This window comes from Enterococcus mundtii, assembly GCF_002813755.1.
GTDB classification, from domain to species: Bacteria; Bacillota; Bacilli; order Lactobacillales; family Enterococcaceae; genus Enterococcus_B; species Enterococcus_B mundtii.
The window spans coordinates 1287514-1308895 of the sequence record NZ_CP018061.1 but is presented as its reverse complement, the minus strand read 5'-3'; the positions used below and the strand labels follow the sequence as shown (position 1 = coordinate 1308895).

Below are 21382 nucleotides of genomic sequence, written 5' to 3'. Positions count from 1 at the left end.
TTCCTCCTCTTATGTTTATGCTTTTCCACTTAATACAGCTTCTAAGATTGCCATTCTGACAAACACGCCATTGCTCATTTGTTGAATGATCCGTGACTGTAACCCTTCAACCAGTGAATCCGCCAACTCGACATCTCGATTGACTGGTGCCGGGTGCATGATGATTGCATGTTTTTGCATTTTTTTAGCGCGTTCGACCGTCAAGCCGTACTCTTGATGATAGCCTTCTTTTGAAAAACTTTCTTTTCCATCGTGGCGTTCATGTTGCACCCGCAACATCATCATGACATCGACTTGATCCAGCAAGTCATCTAGTGGTAAGTAATGACCGTAAACTTCAAATTCATCGTCATACCATTCTCTTGGACCTGAGAAGAAAACCTGCGCACCAAGACGTTTCAACATCTGCATATTCGATTTTGCGACACGAGAATGTGTGATATCTCCGACGATCGCCACTTTCAAGCCTTCGAAATAGCCAAATTCTTCATAGATCGTCATCAAATCAAGTAAGCACTGCGTTGGATGTTGCCCACTACCGTCACCGCCATTGATGATTGAGCATTGGATCGTTTTACTTTGGATCAATTCGTCATAGTAGTTTTCATCTCCATGACGGATAACAGCTACATCCACCCCAAGTGCAGACATCGTTAGAACGGTATCGTATAATGTTTCACCTTTTGTAACTGAACTTGTACTTGCTTCAAATTCGATCACTTCAAGACCAAGTTTCTTTTCTGCTACATCAAAACTTTTATGGGTTCGTGTACTGTTTTCAAAGAACAAGTTTGTTGCAAAATATTGGGATTTTTGTGGTGACCAAGTTGCGCCTTGCTTGAACTCTTGTCCTCGTCGGATCAACCCCATTACTTCTTGGTCTGTCAATGCCTCTACCGTTAATAAGTGTTTTAAACTGATGCGTTCTGATTTGATGATCATGCGATGTCCTCCTTAATTTTCTTCGCTGCGTGAAGTTTCTGGTAAGATAAGATTCAAAATGATTCCTAAAACTGTTGCTAATGCCATGGCAGATAAAGTGAATGTTCCTACTTCAAGGACTAATCCCCCGATACCTACGACTAAGATGACTGAAGCAATCAATAGATTTTTCTTTTTATCAAAATCGATTTTGTTTTCGACTAAGATTTTCATCCCGCTTGCCGCAATCACTCCGAATAGGATGAAACTGATACCTGAAATGACTGGGCCAGGAATACTTAATATCAAAGCACTTAGTTTGCCAATAAAGCCAAGGATCACTGCGAAGACCGCTGCGCCTCCGATCACGAACACGCTGTGTACACGAGTGATTGCCAAGACTCCGATATTTTCACCATAACTTGTCACTGGAGGTCCACCAACGAAAGCTGCCACTAACTGAGCCAATCCATCTCCTGTCAATGTACGGTGTAAGCCTGGATCTTCAAAGAAATTACGTTTCGTCAATTTGTTCAAGACCATCAAATGGCCGATGTGTTCGGTCATTGTGACAAAGGCGATCGGTGCCATTGTGGTGATTGCTCCTATATATAACTTCGGTTGATATTGGACAAATGGAATCTCGAAGTTAGGTAGTGCGAACCATGGTGCGTCAATGATTGGTTGTGTGTCAACGATCCCGAAAAGTAAAGCGACGATGTAGCCAGAGATGATGCCAAGCAAGATCGGTAACAATCCTAGGAATCCGCGTAGAAACATATTGAAGAAAATCGTCAATCCTAAAGTGATCAACGCAACTGATAGATATTTGAAATCATAATGGTCTTGATTGAACATCGCGTTGTTTGCTGCATTGGCAGCTAAACCTAAACCGATGACCATGATGACTGGGCCAACCACGATCGGTGGCAAGATTTTGTCTAACCAGGCGGAACCGATTTTCTTGATGATCAACGCAACGATCAGATAGACGAGTGCTGTCGTCATTGCACCTTGGGCAATCGCCGGGAAGCCGTCGGTTTTCATCAACATCTGCATGGCTGCGATGAACGCAAAACTACTGCCTAGATAAGCTGGGATCTTCCCTTTCGTTGTAATCAAGTAAACGATTGTTCCTAATCCTGAACTGACCAAGGCAATCCCTGGGTCGATTCCAACTAAGATCGGTACTAAGACAGTTGCACCGAACATCGTGAATAAATGCTGTAAACTTAATCCCACCCAGTGTCCAATGGTTGGTCGATCATGGATGTCTAATACCACACTATCGTTGTGGAACTTTTTTTCTTCTGCCATCTTGCCTTACTCCTCTACTTTTCCTCGTTTAAGATCATGATGCGATCTTGTCCATCTAATTCTTGCATCTCTACTAAGATTTCTTCTTTTTTTGCTGTAGGAATATTTTTTCCTACGTAATCTGCGCGGATCGGTAATTCTCGGTGTCCGCGATCAACTAGAACCGCTAGTGAGATTTTTCTTGGACGACCAAAGTCCATGACCGCATCCATTGCAGCGCGGATCGTCCGTCCTGTGTATAACACATCATCGATCAAGATAACTTCTTTTCCTTCTAAACTGACTGGAATATCTGAAGAATGCAATTCTGGTTCTTGAGCGATTTCTTTTTTATCGTCACGATACAATGTGATATCAAGTTCTCCTACAGGTACTTCAATATTTTCGAGTTGTTTCAGACGTTCGGCAATTCGAGCAGCGATATAGATCCCTCTCGTTTTGATTCCGACTAAAACGATCTCTTCGATACTTTGATTTCTTTCGATGATTTCGTAAGTGATACGTGTTAGCGCTCGTTTCATCGTTACTTGATCCACTACTTCTTTTGCTTGCATCATTTTTCCCCCTCTATTTTTTACACAAAAAAACTCCTGCCCTAAGAGGACAGGAGGAATGTTTAGACTGAGTGTATACTACTACACTGGTCGCTTTGTGTATGCGACGTCATTGAGCAAGTCTCGCTATGGCGCACCACAGGAATTCTTACTCACACCCTTCTTAGCCTCACGGGACTAAACTTAAAGGACTTCTATTAAGTTTTTCTTTTATTGTTTAATACTATACCGTTAAGTACTTTAAAAAGCAATATCTTTTCTCAACTTCTCTAAAGTTTTTTCAAAAACTTCTGGCAATGGTGCCTCAAAGGTCATTCGTTCATTTGTTTGAGGATGAGTGAAACCTAATAATTTCGCATGTAAAAATTGGCCATTGCCTTTGAGAGTTTTCTTTGGTCCATATACGGGATCACCTGCTAAAGGATAACCAATATACTTCATATGCACACGGATCTGGTGCGTGCGCCCTGTCTCTAATTGTAATTCTACTAAAGTAAAATTCTCAAAACGTTCTAGTACAGTAAAATGCGTCACAGCTGGTTTGCCATCTTCACGGATGGCTTGTATTTTTCGATCGACTTTTGAGCGGCCGATAGGTGCATTGATCGTCCCTTTTTCATGTGGAATGACGCCATGGACTAAAGCAATGTATTTTCTTAGGGAAGTTTTATCTTTCAATTGCTGTGCCAACGCTTCATGGGCTTGATCATTTTTGGCGATCATCAATAATCCAGACGTGTCTTTATCGATTCGATGGACGATCCCTGGACGGATCACGCCATTAATCGATGAAAGATTTTTCATATGGTACATCAACGCATTGACTAGTGTTCCTTGGGCATGACCAGCAGAAGGATGAACGACCATGCCTTGTGGTTTATTGACCACAGCTACGTCGTCATCTTCATAGACGATTTCTATTGGTAAGTCTTCTGCTACGATCTCAAGTTCTTCAGGCTCTGGTACTTCAACGATGATCGCATCCGCCGATTTTACTTTGTAATTCGCTTTTACTGGTTCACCATTTACGGAAACGGCACCGTCTTTTAACCATTGTTGGACTTGTGAACGACTATGATCCGCAAATAATGCTGTCAGAACTTTATCGATCCGGCCTTTTTCTTCTTTGATAGTTGCTTTTAATTGTGTCATTTTTTTCGTTGGTCCTTTTCATCTAAAATAATATAAATCAATACGCAGATCACACCGATTACTAGAGAAATGTCTGCCACATTAAAAATCGGGAAATTCATGAAATCAGTTTGGAACATATCGATCACATAACCTAAACGAACACGATCGATAAAGTTACCGATTGCTCCTGCTAGAATCAATGTCAGACCGATCATGAACCAACGATTTCCGTTGCTGCGATTTTTGATCATCAACGTCAAGATCACTACAACTGCGATGATCGTCACGACAGTAAAAAACCACATTTTTCCTTCTAGTAAACTCCAAGCTGCTCCGAAATTACGGATATGATTCAAGGACAAGATCCCTGGAATCACTGATTTCGTTTCTCCTAAAGCAAAGTTATCGACGATCAACCATTTTACCCATTGATCTAATCCGATGATCAACGCACTTATAATCCAATATATCGCTAACAAACAATCATTCCTTTTCTACTTCATGATAAATATCTCTTGGTCTGATGATCCCTAATAAATTTCCGTTAGGGTCGCCGTTTTTGGTGATCAACACAGCTTCAAGCGTACCCTGCTCACCAAACATTTTTTCTACTTCAGCAATCGTTGTCTGAGCTGAAACAAAATGATAATTGGTGTACTTGCCATCTTGTGTGATCAGATCGGCAGCTATTTTTCCTTGAAGATCGATCACACCATGGTGACTTTCTTTGGCCAACCAAAAACCTAACATACGCAACGTCACTAATCCTTTGAATGTTCCTTTATGATAAAGCGGGAACTGAGAATAACGCTTTTTAGCAACAGTCTCCAATAAACTAGGTAATGGGATGTCCCATTCAAACCCAGTCACATGCTTTGCGAAACGCGGTAACACTGTTTCTGGGCGAATCAGTTCTTGCTCGATTCTTTGGATACGCTTCGTCGCCCATTCATTAGGCTCAGCGATGATAAAATCGACGGCGATCCGATCATGCACGATCGCATTACGTAATTGAGCCAACTGTAGTAAGTCATCCTCATATTTTTTTATACTTTGGTGTTGCTTTTGTGCTAAACGACGAACGAGTTCAGTAAACCCCATATTTCGTGGATTCCCCATCTCTTCTTGCATCCATTTTTCGATCCGATTAAAGCTACTCAAAAAAAGATCAGAATTCTTCATCACTAGCCTCCTTGATGACATATGCTTTATTTTTTATAAATAGAAAGAAACCAATCATTACGACGACGATCAGTAAACTATAAAGGATACTTTGAATAACAATAGCACTGATCCCTGTAAACAAGAAAAGCAAGGGATACAACTGTAATAGTAATAGATTCATCGTGATCCGATAATTTTTAGTTGGTTCTGCTATCGTATAGACTGGACTTTTCAACCAAAAAAAGGTGACTTGCATCTGAAACGGGGGCTCAACATCTAGAGTAACAGATTGGTTTTGCCCCAAACTGATTTTCCGACCATCCACCCGCAATGTGATTGGACTACCCATTCCGTAAAATCCCGTATCTCTAGTAACATTCACTTCCATTTTCGCTCCTCCTATTATGCGTTAGTCTCTATCAAAACACAAGCGGAATCTCTGTTATCTCCTATGAATCGATCCTTATGCCATCTTTTTCAGAAGTCATTTTTCCTCATTCTCATCCTCTATTTTACTCTCCAGTCTTTTCTGTCCAAATCGGTTGACAGAAGAAACCAAGAATACTAGGCCAGACATAAATAAAACCGAGGATATAAACGTAATCCCTAAAACGGCTAAAAAATGAGGATCAAAATAACCAGTATATAAATCATGGTATAAGGTATAATTTCTGACTCCCGTCACTATGGAAACAAATAAACTCGCAACAATCACTGCTGACACACGCAATTTCTTTGCATGTTTGGATGGATCAATGAGCTCATGACCAATCAGCGAACCTCGAATCAATAGATAGATGAACGCTATTCCTAACAATAATAACTCAGTCAACAATTCAGAAACAGGTTGCTCCAAAAGATAGCTCTTTACAAAGATAGAAGTCGTTAATAATACCAATAATAATAAAAAAGCTTCGCTTTGTATTTGATTATTGATCTGTACAATACGTTCGTCTTTAGGCTTATTCTTTTTCATCTTTATCCTCCCAAAATAGATCATCTAGTGTTTGATTTAATTCATGGCAGATGGCTTGACACAATTTAAGTGTCGGATTATATTTCCCTGCTTCAATCAATCCAATCGTTTGCCTTGTCACCCCAACACGTTGTGCTAATTCTTCTTGGCTTAAATCATTTGCTAAACGTGCGAGTTTCATTCGGATGTTCTTCAACTTGATGACTAACCTCCATTCTTATCTCTTACTCATATTGTAAACTATACATTACTAAATGTAAAATATATATTGCTAAAATAAGCGTAAACGTAAAATAGGAATAGCAAAAAGACTGGTTGGTTAGCCCTCTCGTCCGAACTCTGAATAAACGACAGGAACAGAAGTCACCGCTTCGGAAAACAAGGCGCCATCCATAAAAATTTGAGGAACAATTTTCGTGGATGGCGCCTTGTTTTTTGAGGCTCAACAAAAAGTGTTTAACTTTGACTAGTTTCCATTACTTTTGAAGATTTAAGTCGCTCTTTTTTTTTGCAGGGGTGTTTACTTGCCCACCATTCACAAATCCACTGATTTTTGTGCTAAATCCAACCAGTTTATTTATTCGCGTTTTTTTCTGTAGGGGCTTGTTCTGATTCGTCTTGCTAATTGGTAAGGGACTTGTAGTTGTCTTCACCGACTGTTTTTGTGTAATTGTCAACTCCGAATTTCTTTCTGCTGTATGAAACTGTCCAGAATTCATCAATGCAAGAGTGACAAGCATTTCCCCATTGATTTTTGGTTTGTTTTGATTATTACTGAGGTCTCGTTTCAAAAGTTTTGGTCGTTGATTGACTGGACGCTTATTGAAAGGATTTCCTAATGCAACATCTCTGATCATTATCATTAGAGTTTCTGCATCAAGGATTTGAATATTCATACTCATCATCGCATCAGATTTTTCTGCAAGAATAACCGCCTCCTCTGATAATGTCGGGGACTGCTGATAATCTGCTAACTGATCAACATAGCGAGTGAACTGGTTTGTTTTGAAAAAACCTGTATATTTTTTAAAATATTGGTTGCGAACATCTACTCCAGATTTTGAATACCCCGGCACCATATACGGATAACTTGGAATAACATCATATGCCATAGCCACGATATGAGTTGTTTCATGGATAAGGGTTTCTTTTGGATCTACAGATATCTGCATTTTTGGCATATAATCTGGATCAATATGATTGGTATCAGCAATAAATATGATTCGACATTCCGGATCATGACTCAATATGAACGCATATGCTTTCGGAATTGCCTCGACCTTTGAATAGAATGCCTGCGTTGTTTCACTTTTTGCTAATTCAGTAGATACGATCCAAATATTTTTAAATCCCCAATCTGCTGATTGCCGTAGAAAGCGCTCGCCTTTTTCCGCTACAGTTAACAATCTTTTAAAAATTTCTTTTAAATAAGGTTCACGGTTTTCAATCAGATACATGTCAAACATCTCTACTGCATACTTACCTTCCGGTGTTTCCGCAATGTTATGTAGCTTCAACAACTCGATACATCTTTCTTTTGTAGTTTTGAAATAATTGATTGCTTCAAAAAATCCATCTGACATTTCTTTAAAGTAGGGTTTAAGATAATCTGGTACCTTGCTAATATCCAAACCAGAAAAAACTTGGTAATCTACAGGTTGCGAATGATACATCATTTCAATTCCTTTAGAAATTGCTATTTGCGTACTTTTTTCATCCAAAATAACCTCGATCTGTGGTTCTGGGATAAAAGCAGTTAATTTTTTACATTCTACATTTTTATCAGTCACCCTTGGCAGCGGATCAGTGCCCACTACCACTGCTTGTCTAATTTCATTCCATTCTTTCCATCTTCCTGGCGTGTTTGGTAACAGCTGGGAGGGAGCGGTTCCCTCTTGTGACGAACCAGCAGCATCGCTTGAAGTACCAGGTAGCGACTTATCAGCTGTTCCGGTCCTTCTTATTTGATTTTGAATATCAATCGTTTGTTTTTCTAGCTCAGATTCAAATCTAAAAGAGTGATTGATTGGATCAAACCTTAAAACAGTCATCGTTTCAAGGAAATCTTTTTTTACTAAATGATACCGATCTACTTCCTTATCCAATAAGATCAACGGGAGATACCGGTCATTGATCTTGATGTAGGACCTGCCATCCATGTTCCACATCAAACCTCGTTCATCTGGGGGCGAAAGAATACTTGGATCCCATAATGCTTCAAATTGATTGATTCGGTTCGTTACGTCTATTTCTACAGATTTCATAACAATTGGCGATGTAGGAGGTTCAAAATACCATTCAATCCCATTGAAATTGACGGGTAACAGCTGTTCTCCATCAGAAACATCGTAGCGTACGCCATGCTTTTTGAGCACAGTTATTTCGACAGGAATCATATGCCCATCCATTTGAAGCACAGAAACTCGTTGACCATCTCTTTTTTTGAATGTAAAGACGTTCCCTTCTCCATAAGCTTTAGGATTTAAATTAGGTTCTTCTACGAATACTTGATCAACATCCAATGTTCTTGAAAGTCGTTGGATCACTACCTTTTGTCTTGGTGTAAAGGTAGCAGGTCCTTCGAATTCTCTCAACTGATCACCTCTTAAAGTAAAGTACTTCCCAGAAACATCCCCATTTCTAAGATCACTTACCCTTAAATATAAGTTATTTGGCATGCGCTTCACTCGAACTTCTGGGCCATCCTTGGCCAAGCGTGCAGTCACATAACTTTTTGTCCAATCGGTCTGTTTACTTCCTAAATCATCTAATTTTGTCAATGCTGCTTTCAATTCTTTCCCTATAAATTGTTCATTGCTAAAATCCACTAAACGTTTCAAAATGAAACGTCCACCACCTGAGAGCAACTCTACTCCTGGATCTAAATAGCGTATAGCATTTACTAACAGCCCTCTAAGCTCGGTTAGAGTCGGAAGAAAGCGCGTGCTCGTTTTTAGCGTAACACTCAGCCCACTTTTAACGACGGATTTTGCAACTCCTAGGGCAAACCTCATGTTGAAAGTAGTTACTTGACCTAGAATAGGAATCAATGAGACAGCATCAATCAGACAATTAGGTACCGCTTCTTCGACATTTTGCTCGGAAATGCCGACAACACAATCATAAAAAGGAATCACGTGTTTTAAGACGTTCCAGACTTTTGTAGCGGTCGTTTGTTCATTTCCTGAATCATATAATTGTTGATAAAGCGCATCTCTATGTTTCAAACTGATTTGATTGGCTAATGTTTGTTTCGCATCCCCAAGAGAAAATTCCTTATCAGTATACACTTTCGTGGTAAATGAATAATCTTCCTTTCCAATCCGGATCTTATCTCCATTTTTTCGAAATTGCCCATCCCAGAGATCATTTTGATCCATCAGACCATAGGTAAGGAATAAAAATGGATCTTTGTCAACACGATAAAAATTGTATCCCCCTTTTTCTACTTGTTTCAATGCATACCAGCGCTCTTCATTTCCCTTGATGACGACAATCAGATCTGTTTGATTCAAATGGAGCGTCGAGTTCAATAATTCCTCCTGTTTATAAAATAAAAGCGGAGGAACTGAACGTAGATTTATTGGAAACTGATATTGCCGGACTTCACTTTTAAATTGAGCCGAAGCTGGATAAATTCGGCTATCTGGAGAAAATAAAAAATCCAACTCCTGTTCCCCGATCGATTGAATGGACAGTTGGATAAGGAACTCATTGAGCAAGTGAAAAGAGTCTGAGACATCTTTGGTCAGTCGAGTATACCATCTTTCAAGATCTGGTGGTATCCATGGACCGGGACACGGGTTTCCGCCAGCTAGATACACTTGACTCGCTGCCAAATCAAGCCTTATTCCAAGTCGATTGCACTCTGCTAATACTTCATCTACTAACACTACTTTTCGTCTGTTGACCACAGCTTGTCGGTACGTAAAGACAAGATCATCAGCAATCGCTTGCGTTTTCATCATTTGGAGATACCCTTTGTGCGAATAACCAATAAATGTAGTAAGTGCTACTTCGATATAGTCTCCCTTCACTAGCGCTTCTTGCATTTTATCAGGTTCTAGTTGCGCCACAGTAAGCAAGGCTGGTGTCAAAAGGAAGGACAACTCTTCGAAGTGATGGATTCCCTCAAAACTAAGTGTTTCTAAGAAAAATTCACCTAGCAATCGTGTTTCAGTCTGATTGAACTGTTTCGAAAAACCTAAATCGGCCATTAAGCTCGCACCTGTTAGTTGAGTTAACGAATGATAATCAGAAATCAATAACTTGTCTGGAAGATTGCTTGATTTCAGTAAGTAATGGGGCAACGCTCGATTGGATAAAGAAATCCAAAGTTTCTTTAGATACATCTCTGCATCCTCAGCTCGAATGCCATGTTGTAAGGCTACTTGTGTCTGAGAGAGGTTGATCAATCCTGCTTTTTTTAATTCTTCAAACATAAACAAGCTTCTTAGTTGACCAATCGTAAAAGCTGATGGGTCAGTGGCTTCAACGATTTGCTTTGCGATATAGGCTTCAATCGAGCTACCTAAGACATTCTCAAACGTCCACTTCATCACCGTTCTTTCGGCACTGGAATCAGAGATCATTTCATCTGGACTACCACCATACAATTTCAGTTCTTTTAAGATAACTGAAGCAACTGCCTGAACTTTCTCAGGCATGATAATCGTTTCCTTCTCAGCTTCGATGAACCATCTTCCCATCGCACTCAATACATCCTCTTTTGTTGCCATACCAATGAGTAGTCCTTTGTTACGAAAAAAATCTTCGACTTGTTTCATTACTTTTGGACTACGCCACTGTTCTTTATTTACTGTTTCTTTCGATTCCTTGTCTTCTTTATTCGTTGATTCTGTCAGAGTAATCCCGTTCAAGTCTGTAGAAGATGAGACTGTACTATTTTCAACTACCGATTCATTGCTCACTGATCGTGGCACTACAGTCAATAATGAGTCATTCGCTTTAATCAGATCCCACAACCATTTTGTAAAAGTGATTTCAGCATGTTCATTTGAAATAACCCCATCTACCTTTTCATTGAGGATCACTTGGGCGATTTGCTTGACTTTTACCATATCGATAATGTCTTGAGTAGCTCCCTCAAGTAAAATCCAATGTGATACTGTCTCAGCAAGTACATTTTGATTTGATGCATGACACACAACACCCTGTTCAGATAAAAATATCGCCACTCTTTGACGTACCATATCGTCCTCATTTGTTGAATGCATATCCGGTGATTTTTCTGGTTGTTCCAGATTATTTATGGATGTATCTATATTATTTTCACGAAGAAACAATTCGGTTTTTTGTTTCACTTGTTCTTTACGTTCTTTTTCCTGATCCTTTTTGATGTTATTGATATCAATGCCCAGAATTTTTTTCTTAATTTTCTTATATGTATAACCGGTCTGCGCATTGTTGTCTTCCCATTGCAGCAAAATCGCTCTTGCCTGATTGACCATTAAATTTTTCTCTGTCATGCCATAGGCTTGCAAAAGTAAGGTGGCTGCTGTTCGTTCTCTTTGCAGGATTTCGTCGTACAGTTTCCCATTTAAAATCCATTTTTGCATCCCAGAAACTAATCCTGCAGGCGTTGGCTTGTTCAAATAAATTCGTTGCTTATAAAGAAATTTTTGAACGATATCGTTTACTTCGACTGTTTTTGTTCGCAGGTTGAAAGTATTTTTATGATAATAGATCGCTGGAATTTTTGTATCCTTAGAAACACTTCGTGGCCGCTGATGTATAAAATCCGCATAGATTTGATTGTTTATTTTTTTTTGATTTTGGAATTGATTCACTGTAGCTGTCTCTACAGGTGATAAGTGATACTGCTTCGTTTGTTGATTGATTTCTAAAAAAAGATAATCAATCAACAAAGTATTCGTTTTCCATTGCTTATAGATCGACTGTAATCTTATGTCCGATAAGAAGTCACCTAATCGTACATCTTCTATCCCATATCCTTCAAGTATTCGATAAGCAAGATACTGTGCTCTAGCGGAGTACAGCGAATCTTCATTTTTCCAATTCATTCCGGCCCATCTTTGAACAACTTCAATCAACTCTAGATCAGTTGCCTGTGATCCAAGTAAACTCTGATCAACAAAAAATTCTTTTAAATGAGTATTTACTTGGGCTGTTTGATTCCTTCTTTGAGAAAGCAACACGTCATAATGAAAATTCGGTAATGGGGACAAAGCGCCTGGAGGTTTTTTATTTTTAGAAATAGCTTCAGTGATTTGAATGACTTGTTCATATTCAGAGTCCTTAGAAGGAAACAATGGTTGATCCTCTAGACTTATTCCCACAGAATGAAGAGTTGTAGATTGGTCGGACGTTGCTCGACCAATGGTAGGCGCTGCTTCAGCGCCTCTTGTGACTAAAAAATCATATTTTTTTACAAAGTAATCAAGTTTTTCTGTCAATTTGTTGGTGAGTTTGAGTTCCCTTAAAGGAGCCATGATTCCCGCCTCAACTTCCTTTACGGCCGGTTCGTTCATTGAAGCTTGAGTTTGCGTTTGATCAGATAAAACTGACGCTAGAGGAATATGCGCATTCTGATTTATTTGGCTATCAACTGTATCATAGGTCGAATAATTGACCGAGAATGTTTGGCTCATCCATTCAACAAAATAAGCCATCGCCGAGTAGCCATTAGCATCATCTAGTGGTTTCTCTGTATAAGTAGCATTCTCTGCTTTGCCGAAAAAGGTCGTAAAGAGCTCGGTTAGTTCTCCCCAAAAAGCATCAATGACTAGCGTCTCTTGAATAGGAATACTCTGCTTTTTCATCTTTTCTGTCGTTCTTCCATTATTTGTTTGATAGAATTCTTCCACAGTTGATTCGAATACCGTTTTCATTTTTTCAGCTGCTTCTTCGGCAGTGAACGTGCGTGTCTCCTTCTCTATTGCTTGCTTCTTAAAAGAAAACTTTTGAATGTTCGCAGGCATATCTTTCCGTTCTTCATTTGTTGTTTGTGATTTTGTAATGGCTGTCTGACAAATCGTTTTAAAATGAGCTTGTGTATGATTGGCACTATTCCACAAGCCAAGAGGGTTTTGATGAAAAATCTCACTCGTAGTCGTACAATTTTCTACTTGCGCCATTCGATGCGCCATTTTGTGCATCCCAATGCTCCATTGATGGGCCTTTTCGACTAAATAGATGAGCGGATTCGAAGGCAGGGCCGCGTCAATGAACGAGCTCGTAGGGATAGGTGCATTATTCACCATAATTGGAATAAATCGCTGGGGATTCGCGGTAGAACTTGACAATAAAGAATCTAAAGTGATCTCCGCGCCTTGTTGTCGTGCTCCTACAAAAGTATCCACTTCAAACGCTGCAGTAGTTTCTTGCACTGCACGCTGTCGATTAGGTAAATTTGTGTCCGATATTCGAAGATTTTGACCAATACTTAATAAGTAAAGTATCCCTGTCGACGACCAAACGCCTCTACCGACAGGATAATGCCCAAAACTTTGAGCAAGTAAATTCAAGTTTCTTCGTTGCTCATTGTCAGTTATATATCTCTGAGACTTGTTGGTGAATTGACCGATTCTTTCTCGATGTTGTTCGATAGGCATCCTCTAACTCCTTTATTTATTAGGTCTTTGCACACATTTCAATAAGAGATAGATTGTATGCACAACTGAACCAAAAATTTGCATCATTAAATCAATACTTGACTGAGTAAAACTAAATTTATTTGAACGGATTTTAGGAATAAAAATATACTACTTCTACCTAAATATATGCCAATAATCATTAAATAACCATCGTCCACATCGAAATTATCAACGCACGTTTTACTCTTCAATAGCATTCATACATCGTGATTGTAGTATCTTAATTTTGTAAATTTATTCCAAACTGTTTCCTTTTATTCTGTCTAATTGTTGAAGTTCTATTTAGCGTCTGGCTTCTTCTGATTCCTCTATTTATCCTTGCGAAGAAATTATCATAAACCGCAGGATTGGTACTCACGGGGTGAGCTGAGGTTGTTTGTTGGGCAGGTATCGGTTGAAATGTTCCCTGATTGATCTCCCCTTCCGATAAATTCAAATCACTTCGTTTCACTCTTGATTGTTGTGAAGGACTCTCTCTATTTTGCGATTGACTATTGGGCATTTTTGCGTCTATCGCTGAAGCAGAACTTGCCTTTTTCGAACCTACTACGGCAGAAAATTCTGTTGTGGTAGCTACTCCACTAAGAGTACTTCCTAAAGAAGGTTCTTTCGTCACTTCCAATCCAATATTTTTTTCTGCAGTTCCAAATTCACCGATTGACATCAAGGACAGACTTATAAGTATATTGCCACTTCCAAGCTCCTGAATGGGTTCTTGACTTGGTTCATCAACAGAGCGTTTCGGTCGCAAGAGCGGTTGATCATACTTATATCCATAGGCAACATCTCTTAGTAGAGTCCCCACCATTTCCGCATCAGTCAGCATATAATTAGCAAACAACATAGAATCTTTGCCAAAATTTTGAAAAACGGCCATCCTTGATAAACCATCTAATCCTAAATAATCAGCGATCAGTTGAACAAACTGGATAAAACTAGCCGTTCCGAAATTAGTATGATACTTTGAAATGAAGTCTATTTGTGCATCTTTCCCACGTTTTAATAATCCACGGTAAGACGGTCCGTACGTGACGATATCATTAGTCATTGAAACAAGATGAGTCGTTTCATGGAGCAACGTTTCTGAAACAGGTGGTGCTATTTCAGCTTCTGGCCAAATCTTAGGGTCCTTATTGAAAGAATCAGCGATAAGCACGATTCGATTTTCAGCATCATTTCTAATCACAAATCCATACGGCGAAATACGTTGTTTGCTTAATGAATAGAATGCCTTGGTAGTCGCATCTTTTTGTAAATCGGTCGAAGCAATCCAAATATTCTTAAATCCCCAATCTGCTGACTGTTTAAGAAACGCTTTGCTTTTTTCTGCGATTGACTTAAGCCTTTTGACTCCTTCTTTTAATACCGCCTGTTCTTCGGGTTTGCCATATACATTAAACATATTAGATAAATAGATTCCTCTCTTTGTGGAACTTATTTTTTCTAGTTTAAGCATATATGTACATTCTTCGATAACTTGATCTAAGATAGTCAGTGCTTCATTATATTCTTTTGCAACTACGTCCCGAAATGCTTTTAGATGTTCAGGCATCTTAGCGGCATCTAAACCAGCATACACGCGAAAATTTTTTTTCAACTCATCGGGTAAACAACTTTGGATTCCCATCGCGATTTTTTTTAGGGTCAACGCTTCATTTGTCCTTATCTGTTTTTGTGGTTCTGGTATGAACTTAGTTAGTGGTGGAAGTACCACTCGGCTATCTTCCACTATAGATACAGTACTGGGACCAGCTATCTCAATTGCGTTCATATGCGTCTTCCATTCCGGCCACTTTTCAGGTATTTTAGGCAGCCCCATATATGGTGGATATTTAGGATTGTTAAGCGTTAAAGTGGATAGCTGGCCTCTGACAGGGACATTTCCACCTTTGGAAGTGCTTGCGCCTTGATCAAAGCCACCAGCCAGTAATAGATCGTCCAGATGTTCAACTACCCTTTTCTCCAATTGAGTTTCAAAACGGAACTGATCGATTCCAGGATCCAAACGCAAGACAGTCATTGGCTCAAGTATATCTTTTTTCACTAAATGATATCGGTTGTTTTCCTTATCTAATAACGCTAAAGGAATATAGCGTTCCTGGATTTTAATATAGGATCGACCTTCTGCACTCCACATCAGCCCATTTTCATCTGGTGCCGAAAGGGTGCTTGGATCCCATATGGCCTCAAACTGATTGATACGATTCGTCACTTCGATTTTTACTGGTCTCGAAATTATTGGGGATGTATCTGGTTCGAAATACCATTCAATACCATTAAAGTTCACTGGCAATACCTTATCGCCATCTAATACGTCATAACGCACACCGTATTTTTTGATTGTTTGGATTCTAACAGGAACAAGTTGATCGTCCATTTCAATCACAGTCATTTTTCTTTCGCCGTTTTTCAATATGTCCATGACCGTTCCTTCACCATAACCCTTAGGATAAAAATTTTGCTTTTCGATAAACATCTCATCAGGCTGGATATTTATTTTTAAAGAGTTGATGATTTCCTTTTGTTTTTGAGAAAAAATTGCTGGACCTTCAAATTCTCTCAATTGTTCTCCTCTTAAAGTAAAATATTTCCCATAAACTTCACCCTTTTTAAAATCTGAAACTTTGACATATAAACTGTTCTTCATTTTTTTTACAAGAACTTGCGGACCATTTCTAGGTAAACGGGCGTTGATACCCATTTTTGATATAACTGGTTCTGGTATCTCTTTTTCAAATTTTTCTAGTTTTATCAATACAGGTCCAAAATGAATATTTCTCGCAAGAATTGGTTGGTCTTTAAGTTTCAATAAGTTCTTGATCACAAATCGTCCGCCATTAATTGCTGCCTCTATACCTGGGTCGATATACCGCACGACACTTGCCAAAAGACTTCTCAGATCGGAAAGTTTTGGAAGCACTTTTGCGCTATATTTTATTAATCCCGTTACCCCATTGTTTGCAATAACTCTTGCTGCTCCCAATGCAAAACGGATATTGATAGTAGTGACTTGTCCTAATACAGGAATGACAAGAAGCGCATCAATGATACAATTTGGCACTGCACTTGCAGCATCCTTATTGACAATGCCAATTACGCAATCGTAAAAAGGAATGAAATGACTAACAGTATCCCACACTTTACTAGCTAACGTTTGGTCATTTCCTGAGTCATATAGTTGTTGATACAGTAAATCTTTATGTTTCGTACTGATATTATTGAATAACGATTCTCTATCATCACCATGAGATAATTGTTTATCCATGTGGATCTGTGTCATAAAAGAATAAGAATAATCGCCGATCCGAATCTTATCCCCTTCTTTTTTATATTTCTTCCACCAAAGTGATTTTAGGTCCATTAAATCATGCTCTAAAAATAAAAGAGGATCTTGGTCAACACGATAAACACTATACCCCCCCCTCTTTTTCTAACCGCTTCAATGCATATGTGCGTACTTCATTGTCCCGAATAGCCACTAACAGATCAGTCTGTTTAAGGGGGAGGATCAAATCATCCCTATTTTCTTTTCTGCTAGCAATCATCAAAGACGGAATCGATCCAATCGGGTTCGAAGCAAGAGCAGCCTCATCTCTAAACTCAGCCGTCCCTTCATAGACACGAGTTTCAGGAGAAAACATAAAATCTAACTCTGTCTGATTGAATGAATCGACAGATAGCCCAATCAATTTTCGGTTCAATAGATGATACGACTCTGCCACATCACTTGTTAACTCTCTATACCAAGGTTCGATACTACGCGGAATCCATGGTCCTGGACAAGGATTACCTCCAGCTAAATATACTTCTCCTGCAGAGGGAGGCACTCTTATCCCAAGTCTTTCACACTCTTTAAGGACTTCATCCACTAATGCTTGTTTTCGCCTAAAGTTGATGACAGCTGTTTTATAGTTTCGATAAAAGCGGTTAAATTCTTCTTCGTGAACCATAACCGTAAAGTAGCCTCTTTGATAGTAGCTTATGAATGTACTAATAGCTACTTCCCGATAGTCACCCGCCTCCATTGCTATTCTTAATCGTGGCGCATCTAACTGAGCCGTCGTGAATAATGCCGGTATCAACAGATGATCTAATTCTTCGATATCCTGTACTCCTTTTTCACTGACTGACTCAAAGAAAAGTGCACCCAACGTACGAATTTCCTCTTTTTCAAATTTATTAAGAATACCTGAAGCTACTAGTATTCTTGAGCCTGCAATCTGTAACAATGAACCATAGTCGGAAATCAGCAGATTATCTGACAACGCACTTGATGTGAGAAAGTAATTAGGGAGTAGATAGTTCAGACAACCAATCCACAAAGATCTTATATTAGCTTCTAATTCTTTATACTTTTTAGGATCGCTTTTTTTATTAAGCATGATCCGTTTGTCCTTAATCAATTCATTCAGTTTAAATGAATCTCTAAGCTCACCAATCGTAAAGGTAGCAGGATTAGGATGATCAAGGATTTTTTTTGTCGCATATTCTTCAACTGAGCTACCTAGCACATTTTCCATGACCCATTTCATGACTGTTTTTTGTGCATCATTGTCAGAAATCAACTCATCCTCTGCTCCACCATATAAGTTCAACTCTTTCAATATGACTGTTGCTATAGCTTGTACCTTTTCAGGGTTTATCTCCCCATTATTATTATTTTGTGCAAACAATTTCCCAATTCCACTCAGAACTTCCTCTTTTGTTGCCATCCCTGTGATCAAATTATTTTGACGTAAATATTGTCCCACTTTATCAATCACTTGCTGACTTCTCCATTTGTTATCTTCATTTATTGACACCGGTTTAACAGTTTTGGGTTGATTTTCAGGCAAACTAGGAGATTCTTTCTTTGCCATTTTTTTCTCTAACCAATTTGAAAATGTCAATTCTGCTTCCTTATTTGAAATAAGACCATTATCTTCTTGATTCAGTATCGTTTGAGCGAGTTCCTTTAGTTTAACAGGATCGATCACTTTTTGAACAGCACCCTCAAGCATTAGCCAATTTGATACCTTGTCAGCTAACAACTGAGGATTTGATATATCACAGACAATACCCTTTGTTTTTAAAAAATGACAGATTCGTTTGTCGATGACTTCTGATGGTTCATCAGGGAATTTTTGTTGTTTATTTTCTTCGTTGACATGAGTGGTTGCATTCATAGGTATGATATGATTTTCTTTAAGGAAAGATTGAACTTGTTGTTCCTCGGTCTGATCTGATTTATCCTTGCGAGCATCCGGCGCAATCGCATTTATACGATTTTTTTTATACCGATAACCCGCTTGCGCATTATTATTTTCCCATTGGAGTATGACCGCTCGTGACTCGTTTGTTCCCGCAAGTGTCATATTTGATCCATATGCTCTCAATAACTCTTTCGCTACTAGTTCTTCTCGACTCACGATCTCTTCATATTTTCCTAATCTCAATAGCCACATCCGCGTCCATCGGACCAATTCACTTGCAGTAGGATTCTTTAAAATGAAGCCTTGCTTTTGTGCAAAATCAATCAATTCTTTATTCACTGATTCTGTTTTCTCTCGATTGTTAAAGAGATCGCGATTGTAAATAACTGCAGTAATCGTCTGTTTTTTTGGTACAGTAGCAGGAGCATCATTGATGAAGTCCGAAAAAATTTGATTGCACACATTTATTTCTGTTCGATAATAAGCCTCAATCGTTTTTTCCACTGGTGACAGTTGGATTGGTTTCGATTTTTCTTGGTAGGTATAGTTTGCCAAGTACACATTGACTTTCAATTGCATAAAGATTGCTTGTAGTTGTGTCGTCGTCAAAGCATCACCTATTCTGATATTCTTGAAACCATAGTTTTTACGAATGAGAGAGGCGGCAAATTGGACTTTGGAAGCGTCTTGTGAAATATCATTAATACGACGGATTCTAACCCAATTTTCAAGCGCTTTGATCACTTCCACATCATTAGCATTTTTAGTCACAGCTTTTTGTTTGATCAAAAAGACTTTCAACTTTCTTACTACATTCTTTGTCTCGCTCTTACTCCGAAATAAATATTTATCGTAAAAAAAGTTGGGTAAAGGCTCTTTGTATCGACTAGTTGGGACTCGATCATGCTCAATATCCTCTATGATTCCTTTCACGATTTCAATCTTAGTAGATCCAGGATTCTTCATTGTTCCCTGTCCCCGCTGATTATCTTTAACTGTCTCGACTTCACTTTCCTCTCTAGTATTGAAGCGCGGATCATTGATCGGCCTTCCCTCAGCCCCTCGAACAACGAATAGATCCCACTTTTTTATAAAATTGGTTAGTGTTTCATCCATTTTGCTAAACAACATCCAAAATTGTGTCGCAAATCCTTCCTCTTCCTTATTCAAAGTTGGAACTTCACTTGAAAAGGCATACGCTCGAAAAGAATGAGGAACATTCATACCATTTGAAGGTTTAGCTGTATCAGGAATTTTTTCTTGATAGGAAATACTTTGAGCCATCATGGATAAAAAGCGAGTGATCAGCGAATCTCCTTTTAAACTTTCAAGTTTTTCTGTATAGATTGGTTGATCAAAATCATGAAAAAATGTAATGAATGCCTCTGTTAAACCCTCAAAGAAACTAGCTGACTCAGGAACATCATTTTTCACATTTTCTGTTGTCTGTTGCTTCGTCTGATTGGTTGTTTTGTTAAATGATTGTTGAAAAATTTTTTTCAATTTTTCCGCCGCATCTTCAAATAAAAATTGTTGTTCTGAACGATCACTTACACCTTTCTTGAAGGAAAAATGATGTAGATCGGCGGGTTTATCTATTTGTTGTTGATTCATCTTATGAGATTCAGCAATCGCACTCTGACAAACGGTTTTAAAGTGGACTTTTGTATGCTTGAGTTGTGTGTGATTAGAAGTAGTTGACCCTTCCCATAATTTTGTGAGGTCTGTGATAGTCTTATTTGTTGTGCAACCATATGTTTCTGCAATGCCATGTGCTATTTTATGTACGTTCAAACTCCAGTGATGAGCAAAATCTGTTAAATTATAAGCAGTATTATCATGAAAAGCTCGTGAAGGCAAAGAAACAATTGCAGTTGTATTCTCTGTCAAAGCTGGGGTGATCAACGTACTGTTCACTGTCGAATGCGAAGTAAGCGCATGTAGCACTTCTGTTTGATTCGCATGTTGCTTCACTTCGACAATAGTATCTGCTTCAAAAACAGCGCCACTATTATGTATTGGTTGGCGTTGATTAGGTCCCTCACCTCGCACGACCACATTTCCTAAAATGCTCGAGACGTATAATGACAATAACAATGGTGAATGAAGAATCTCTGGTGTAGGGGCATGACCGACACCAGAAGAAATTGCTTTTACTGCATCTTCAAAAGCCTGCTTATCTTCTTTATTATTCTTTTCATTGTTGAATTGACCATTTCGTTTTCGATTACTTTGATTATCGATTGGCATAACTCTCTCTCCTTATTTTGTTGATGAGATACAAACCTAAAGGTAGATTTTATGCCACAATTATACATGGTAGTCTGTTCAGCCTCGTGACTAGTTTTTTTTTAATAATAAAAACTTGAACTTTTTTGTCATTTAAATATACATCAATAAGTATAAAAAAAGCGTAAAAGCTAAAAATAGATCAGCTATTTTTTAGCTTTTACACCTTCGTATTGAAAAGTTTAGTTAGGACTACTT

General features: G+C 38.7%; 12 protein-coding genes. All 12 read right to left on the bottom strand.

Annotation, left to right across the window (positions count from 1 at the left end):
* Positions 1 to 15: 15 nt before the first annotated feature.
* The 12 genes from EM4838_RS06330 to EM4838_RS06275 all read right to left on the bottom strand — a co-directional run bounded on the left by EM4838_RS06330 (position 16) and on the right by EM4838_RS06275 (position 21145).
* Positions 16 to 942, bottom strand: a complete 927-nt coding sequence (locus EM4838_RS06330) for an aspartate carbamoyltransferase catalytic subunit (protein WP_023519624.1) — start codon at positions 940 to 942, stop codon at positions 16 to 18.
* 12 nt (positions 943 to 954) lie between these two features.
* A complete protein-coding gene (locus tag EM4838_RS06325) occupies positions 955 to 2238 on the bottom strand; it encodes a solute carrier family 23 protein (RefSeq protein WP_010735517.1) in 1284 nt (427 codons plus the stop codon).
* 14 nt (positions 2239 to 2252) lie between these two features.
* Positions 2253 to 2792 carry a bifunctional pyr operon transcriptional regulator/uracil phosphoribosyltransferase PyrR gene (pyrR, locus tag EM4838_RS06320; protein ID WP_029594119.1) on the bottom strand — a complete coding sequence of 180 codons (540 nt, stop codon included), beginning with the start codon at positions 2790 to 2792 and terminating at the stop codon, positions 2253 to 2255.
* A gap of 240 nt (positions 2793 to 3032) precedes the next feature.
* Positions 3033 to 3944 carry an RluA family pseudouridine synthase gene (locus tag EM4838_RS06315; protein ID WP_071867263.1) on the bottom strand — a complete coding sequence of 304 codons (912 nt, stop codon included), beginning with the start codon at positions 3942 to 3944 and terminating at the stop codon, positions 3033 to 3035.
* Positions 3941 to 4405 (bottom strand): signal peptidase II, encoded by a 465-nt coding sequence (gene lspA, locus EM4838_RS06310; RefSeq protein ID WP_071867262.1) that lies wholly within the window; start codon positions 4403 to 4405, stop codon positions 3941 to 3943. The genes EM4838_RS06315 and lspA overlap by 4 nt, the downstream gene beginning before the upstream one ends.
* A 4-nt stretch (positions 4406 to 4409) precedes the next feature.
* Positions 4410 to 5108, bottom strand: coding sequence for a CBS domain-containing protein (locus tag EM4838_RS06305; RefSeq protein WP_071867261.1), 699 nt, complete (start codon positions 5106 to 5108; stop codon positions 4410 to 4412).
* Positions 5095 to 5478: a hypothetical protein gene (locus EM4838_RS06300; protein ID WP_071867260.1), complete on the bottom strand. Its 384-nt coding sequence runs from the start codon at positions 5476 to 5478 to the stop codon at positions 5095 to 5097. The genes EM4838_RS06305 and EM4838_RS06300 overlap by 14 nt, the downstream gene beginning before the upstream one ends.
* Positions 5479 to 5574: 96 nt before the next feature.
* Positions 5575 to 6066 (bottom strand): DUF6773 family protein, encoded by a 492-nt coding sequence (locus tag EM4838_RS06295; RefSeq protein WP_071867259.1) that lies wholly within the window; start codon positions 6064 to 6066, stop codon positions 5575 to 5577.
* Positions 6053 to 6247, bottom strand: coding sequence for a helix-turn-helix transcriptional regulator (locus tag EM4838_RS06290; RefSeq protein WP_196768995.1), 195 nt, complete (start codon positions 6245 to 6247; stop codon positions 6053 to 6055). The genes EM4838_RS06295 and EM4838_RS06290 overlap by 14 nt, the downstream gene beginning before the upstream one ends.
* 295 nt (positions 6248 to 6542) lie before the next feature.
* Positions 6543 to 13661: a QWxxN domain gene (locus EM4838_RS06285; protein WP_071867258.1), complete on the bottom strand. Its 7119-nt coding sequence runs from the start codon at positions 13659 to 13661 to the stop codon at positions 6543 to 6545.
* 262 nt (positions 13662 to 13923) lie between these two features.
* Positions 13924 to 17064 carry a hypothetical protein gene (locus EM4838_RS06280; protein ID WP_071867257.1) on the bottom strand — a complete coding sequence of 1047 codons (3141 nt, stop codon included), beginning with the start codon at positions 17062 to 17064 and terminating at the stop codon, positions 13924 to 13926.
* A gap of 49 nt (positions 17065 to 17113) precedes the next feature.
* Positions 17114 to 21145 carry a QWxxN domain gene (locus EM4838_RS06275; RefSeq protein WP_071867256.1) on the bottom strand — a complete coding sequence of 1344 codons (4032 nt, stop codon included), beginning with the start codon at positions 21143 to 21145 and terminating at the stop codon, positions 17114 to 17116.
* Positions 21146 to 21382: the final 237 nt, after the last annotated feature.

Bases quoted from the DNA above. Each gene is read 5' to 3' on its own strand.
- pyrR (WP_029594119.1), bottom strand. From the start codon at position 2,792: ATGCAAGCAAAAGAAGTAGTGGATCAAGTAACGATGAAACGAGCGCTA.
- EM4838_RS06325 (WP_010735517.1), bottom strand. From the start codon at position 2,238: ATGGCAGAAGAAAAAAAGTTCCACAACGATAGTGTGGTATTAGACATC.
- EM4838_RS06305 (WP_071867261.1), bottom strand. From the start codon at position 5,108: ATGAAGAATTCTGATCTTTTTTTGAGTAGCTTTAATCGGATCGAAAAA.
- EM4838_RS06300 (WP_071867260.1), bottom strand. From the start codon at position 5,478: ATGGAAGTGAATGTTACTAGAGATACGGGATTTTACGGAATGGGTAGT.
- EM4838_RS06285 (WP_071867258.1), bottom strand. From the start codon at position 13,661: ATGCCTATCGAACAACATCGAGAAAGAATCGGTCAATTCACCAACAAG.
- EM4838_RS06295 (WP_071867259.1), bottom strand. From the start codon at position 6,066: ATGAAAAAGAATAAGCCTAAAGACGAACGTATTGTACAGATCAATAAT.
- EM4838_RS06275 (WP_071867256.1), bottom strand. From the start codon at position 21,145: ATGCCAATCGATAATCAAAGTAATCGAAAACGAAATGGTCAATTCAAC.
- EM4838_RS06315 (WP_071867263.1), bottom strand. From the start codon at position 3,944: ATGACACAATTAAAAGCAACTATCAAAGAAGAAAAAGGCCGGATCGAT.
- EM4838_RS06290 (WP_196768995.1), bottom strand. From the start codon at position 6,247: ATGAAACTCGCACGTTTAGCAAATGATTTAAGCCAAGAAGAATTAGCA.
- EM4838_RS06280 (WP_071867257.1), bottom strand. From the start codon at position 17,064: ATGGACCTAAAATCACTTTGGTGGAAGAAATATAAAAAAGAAGGGGAT.
- EM4838_RS06330 (WP_023519624.1), bottom strand. From the start codon at position 942: ATGATCATCAAATCAGAACGCATCAGTTTAAAACACTTATTAACGGTA.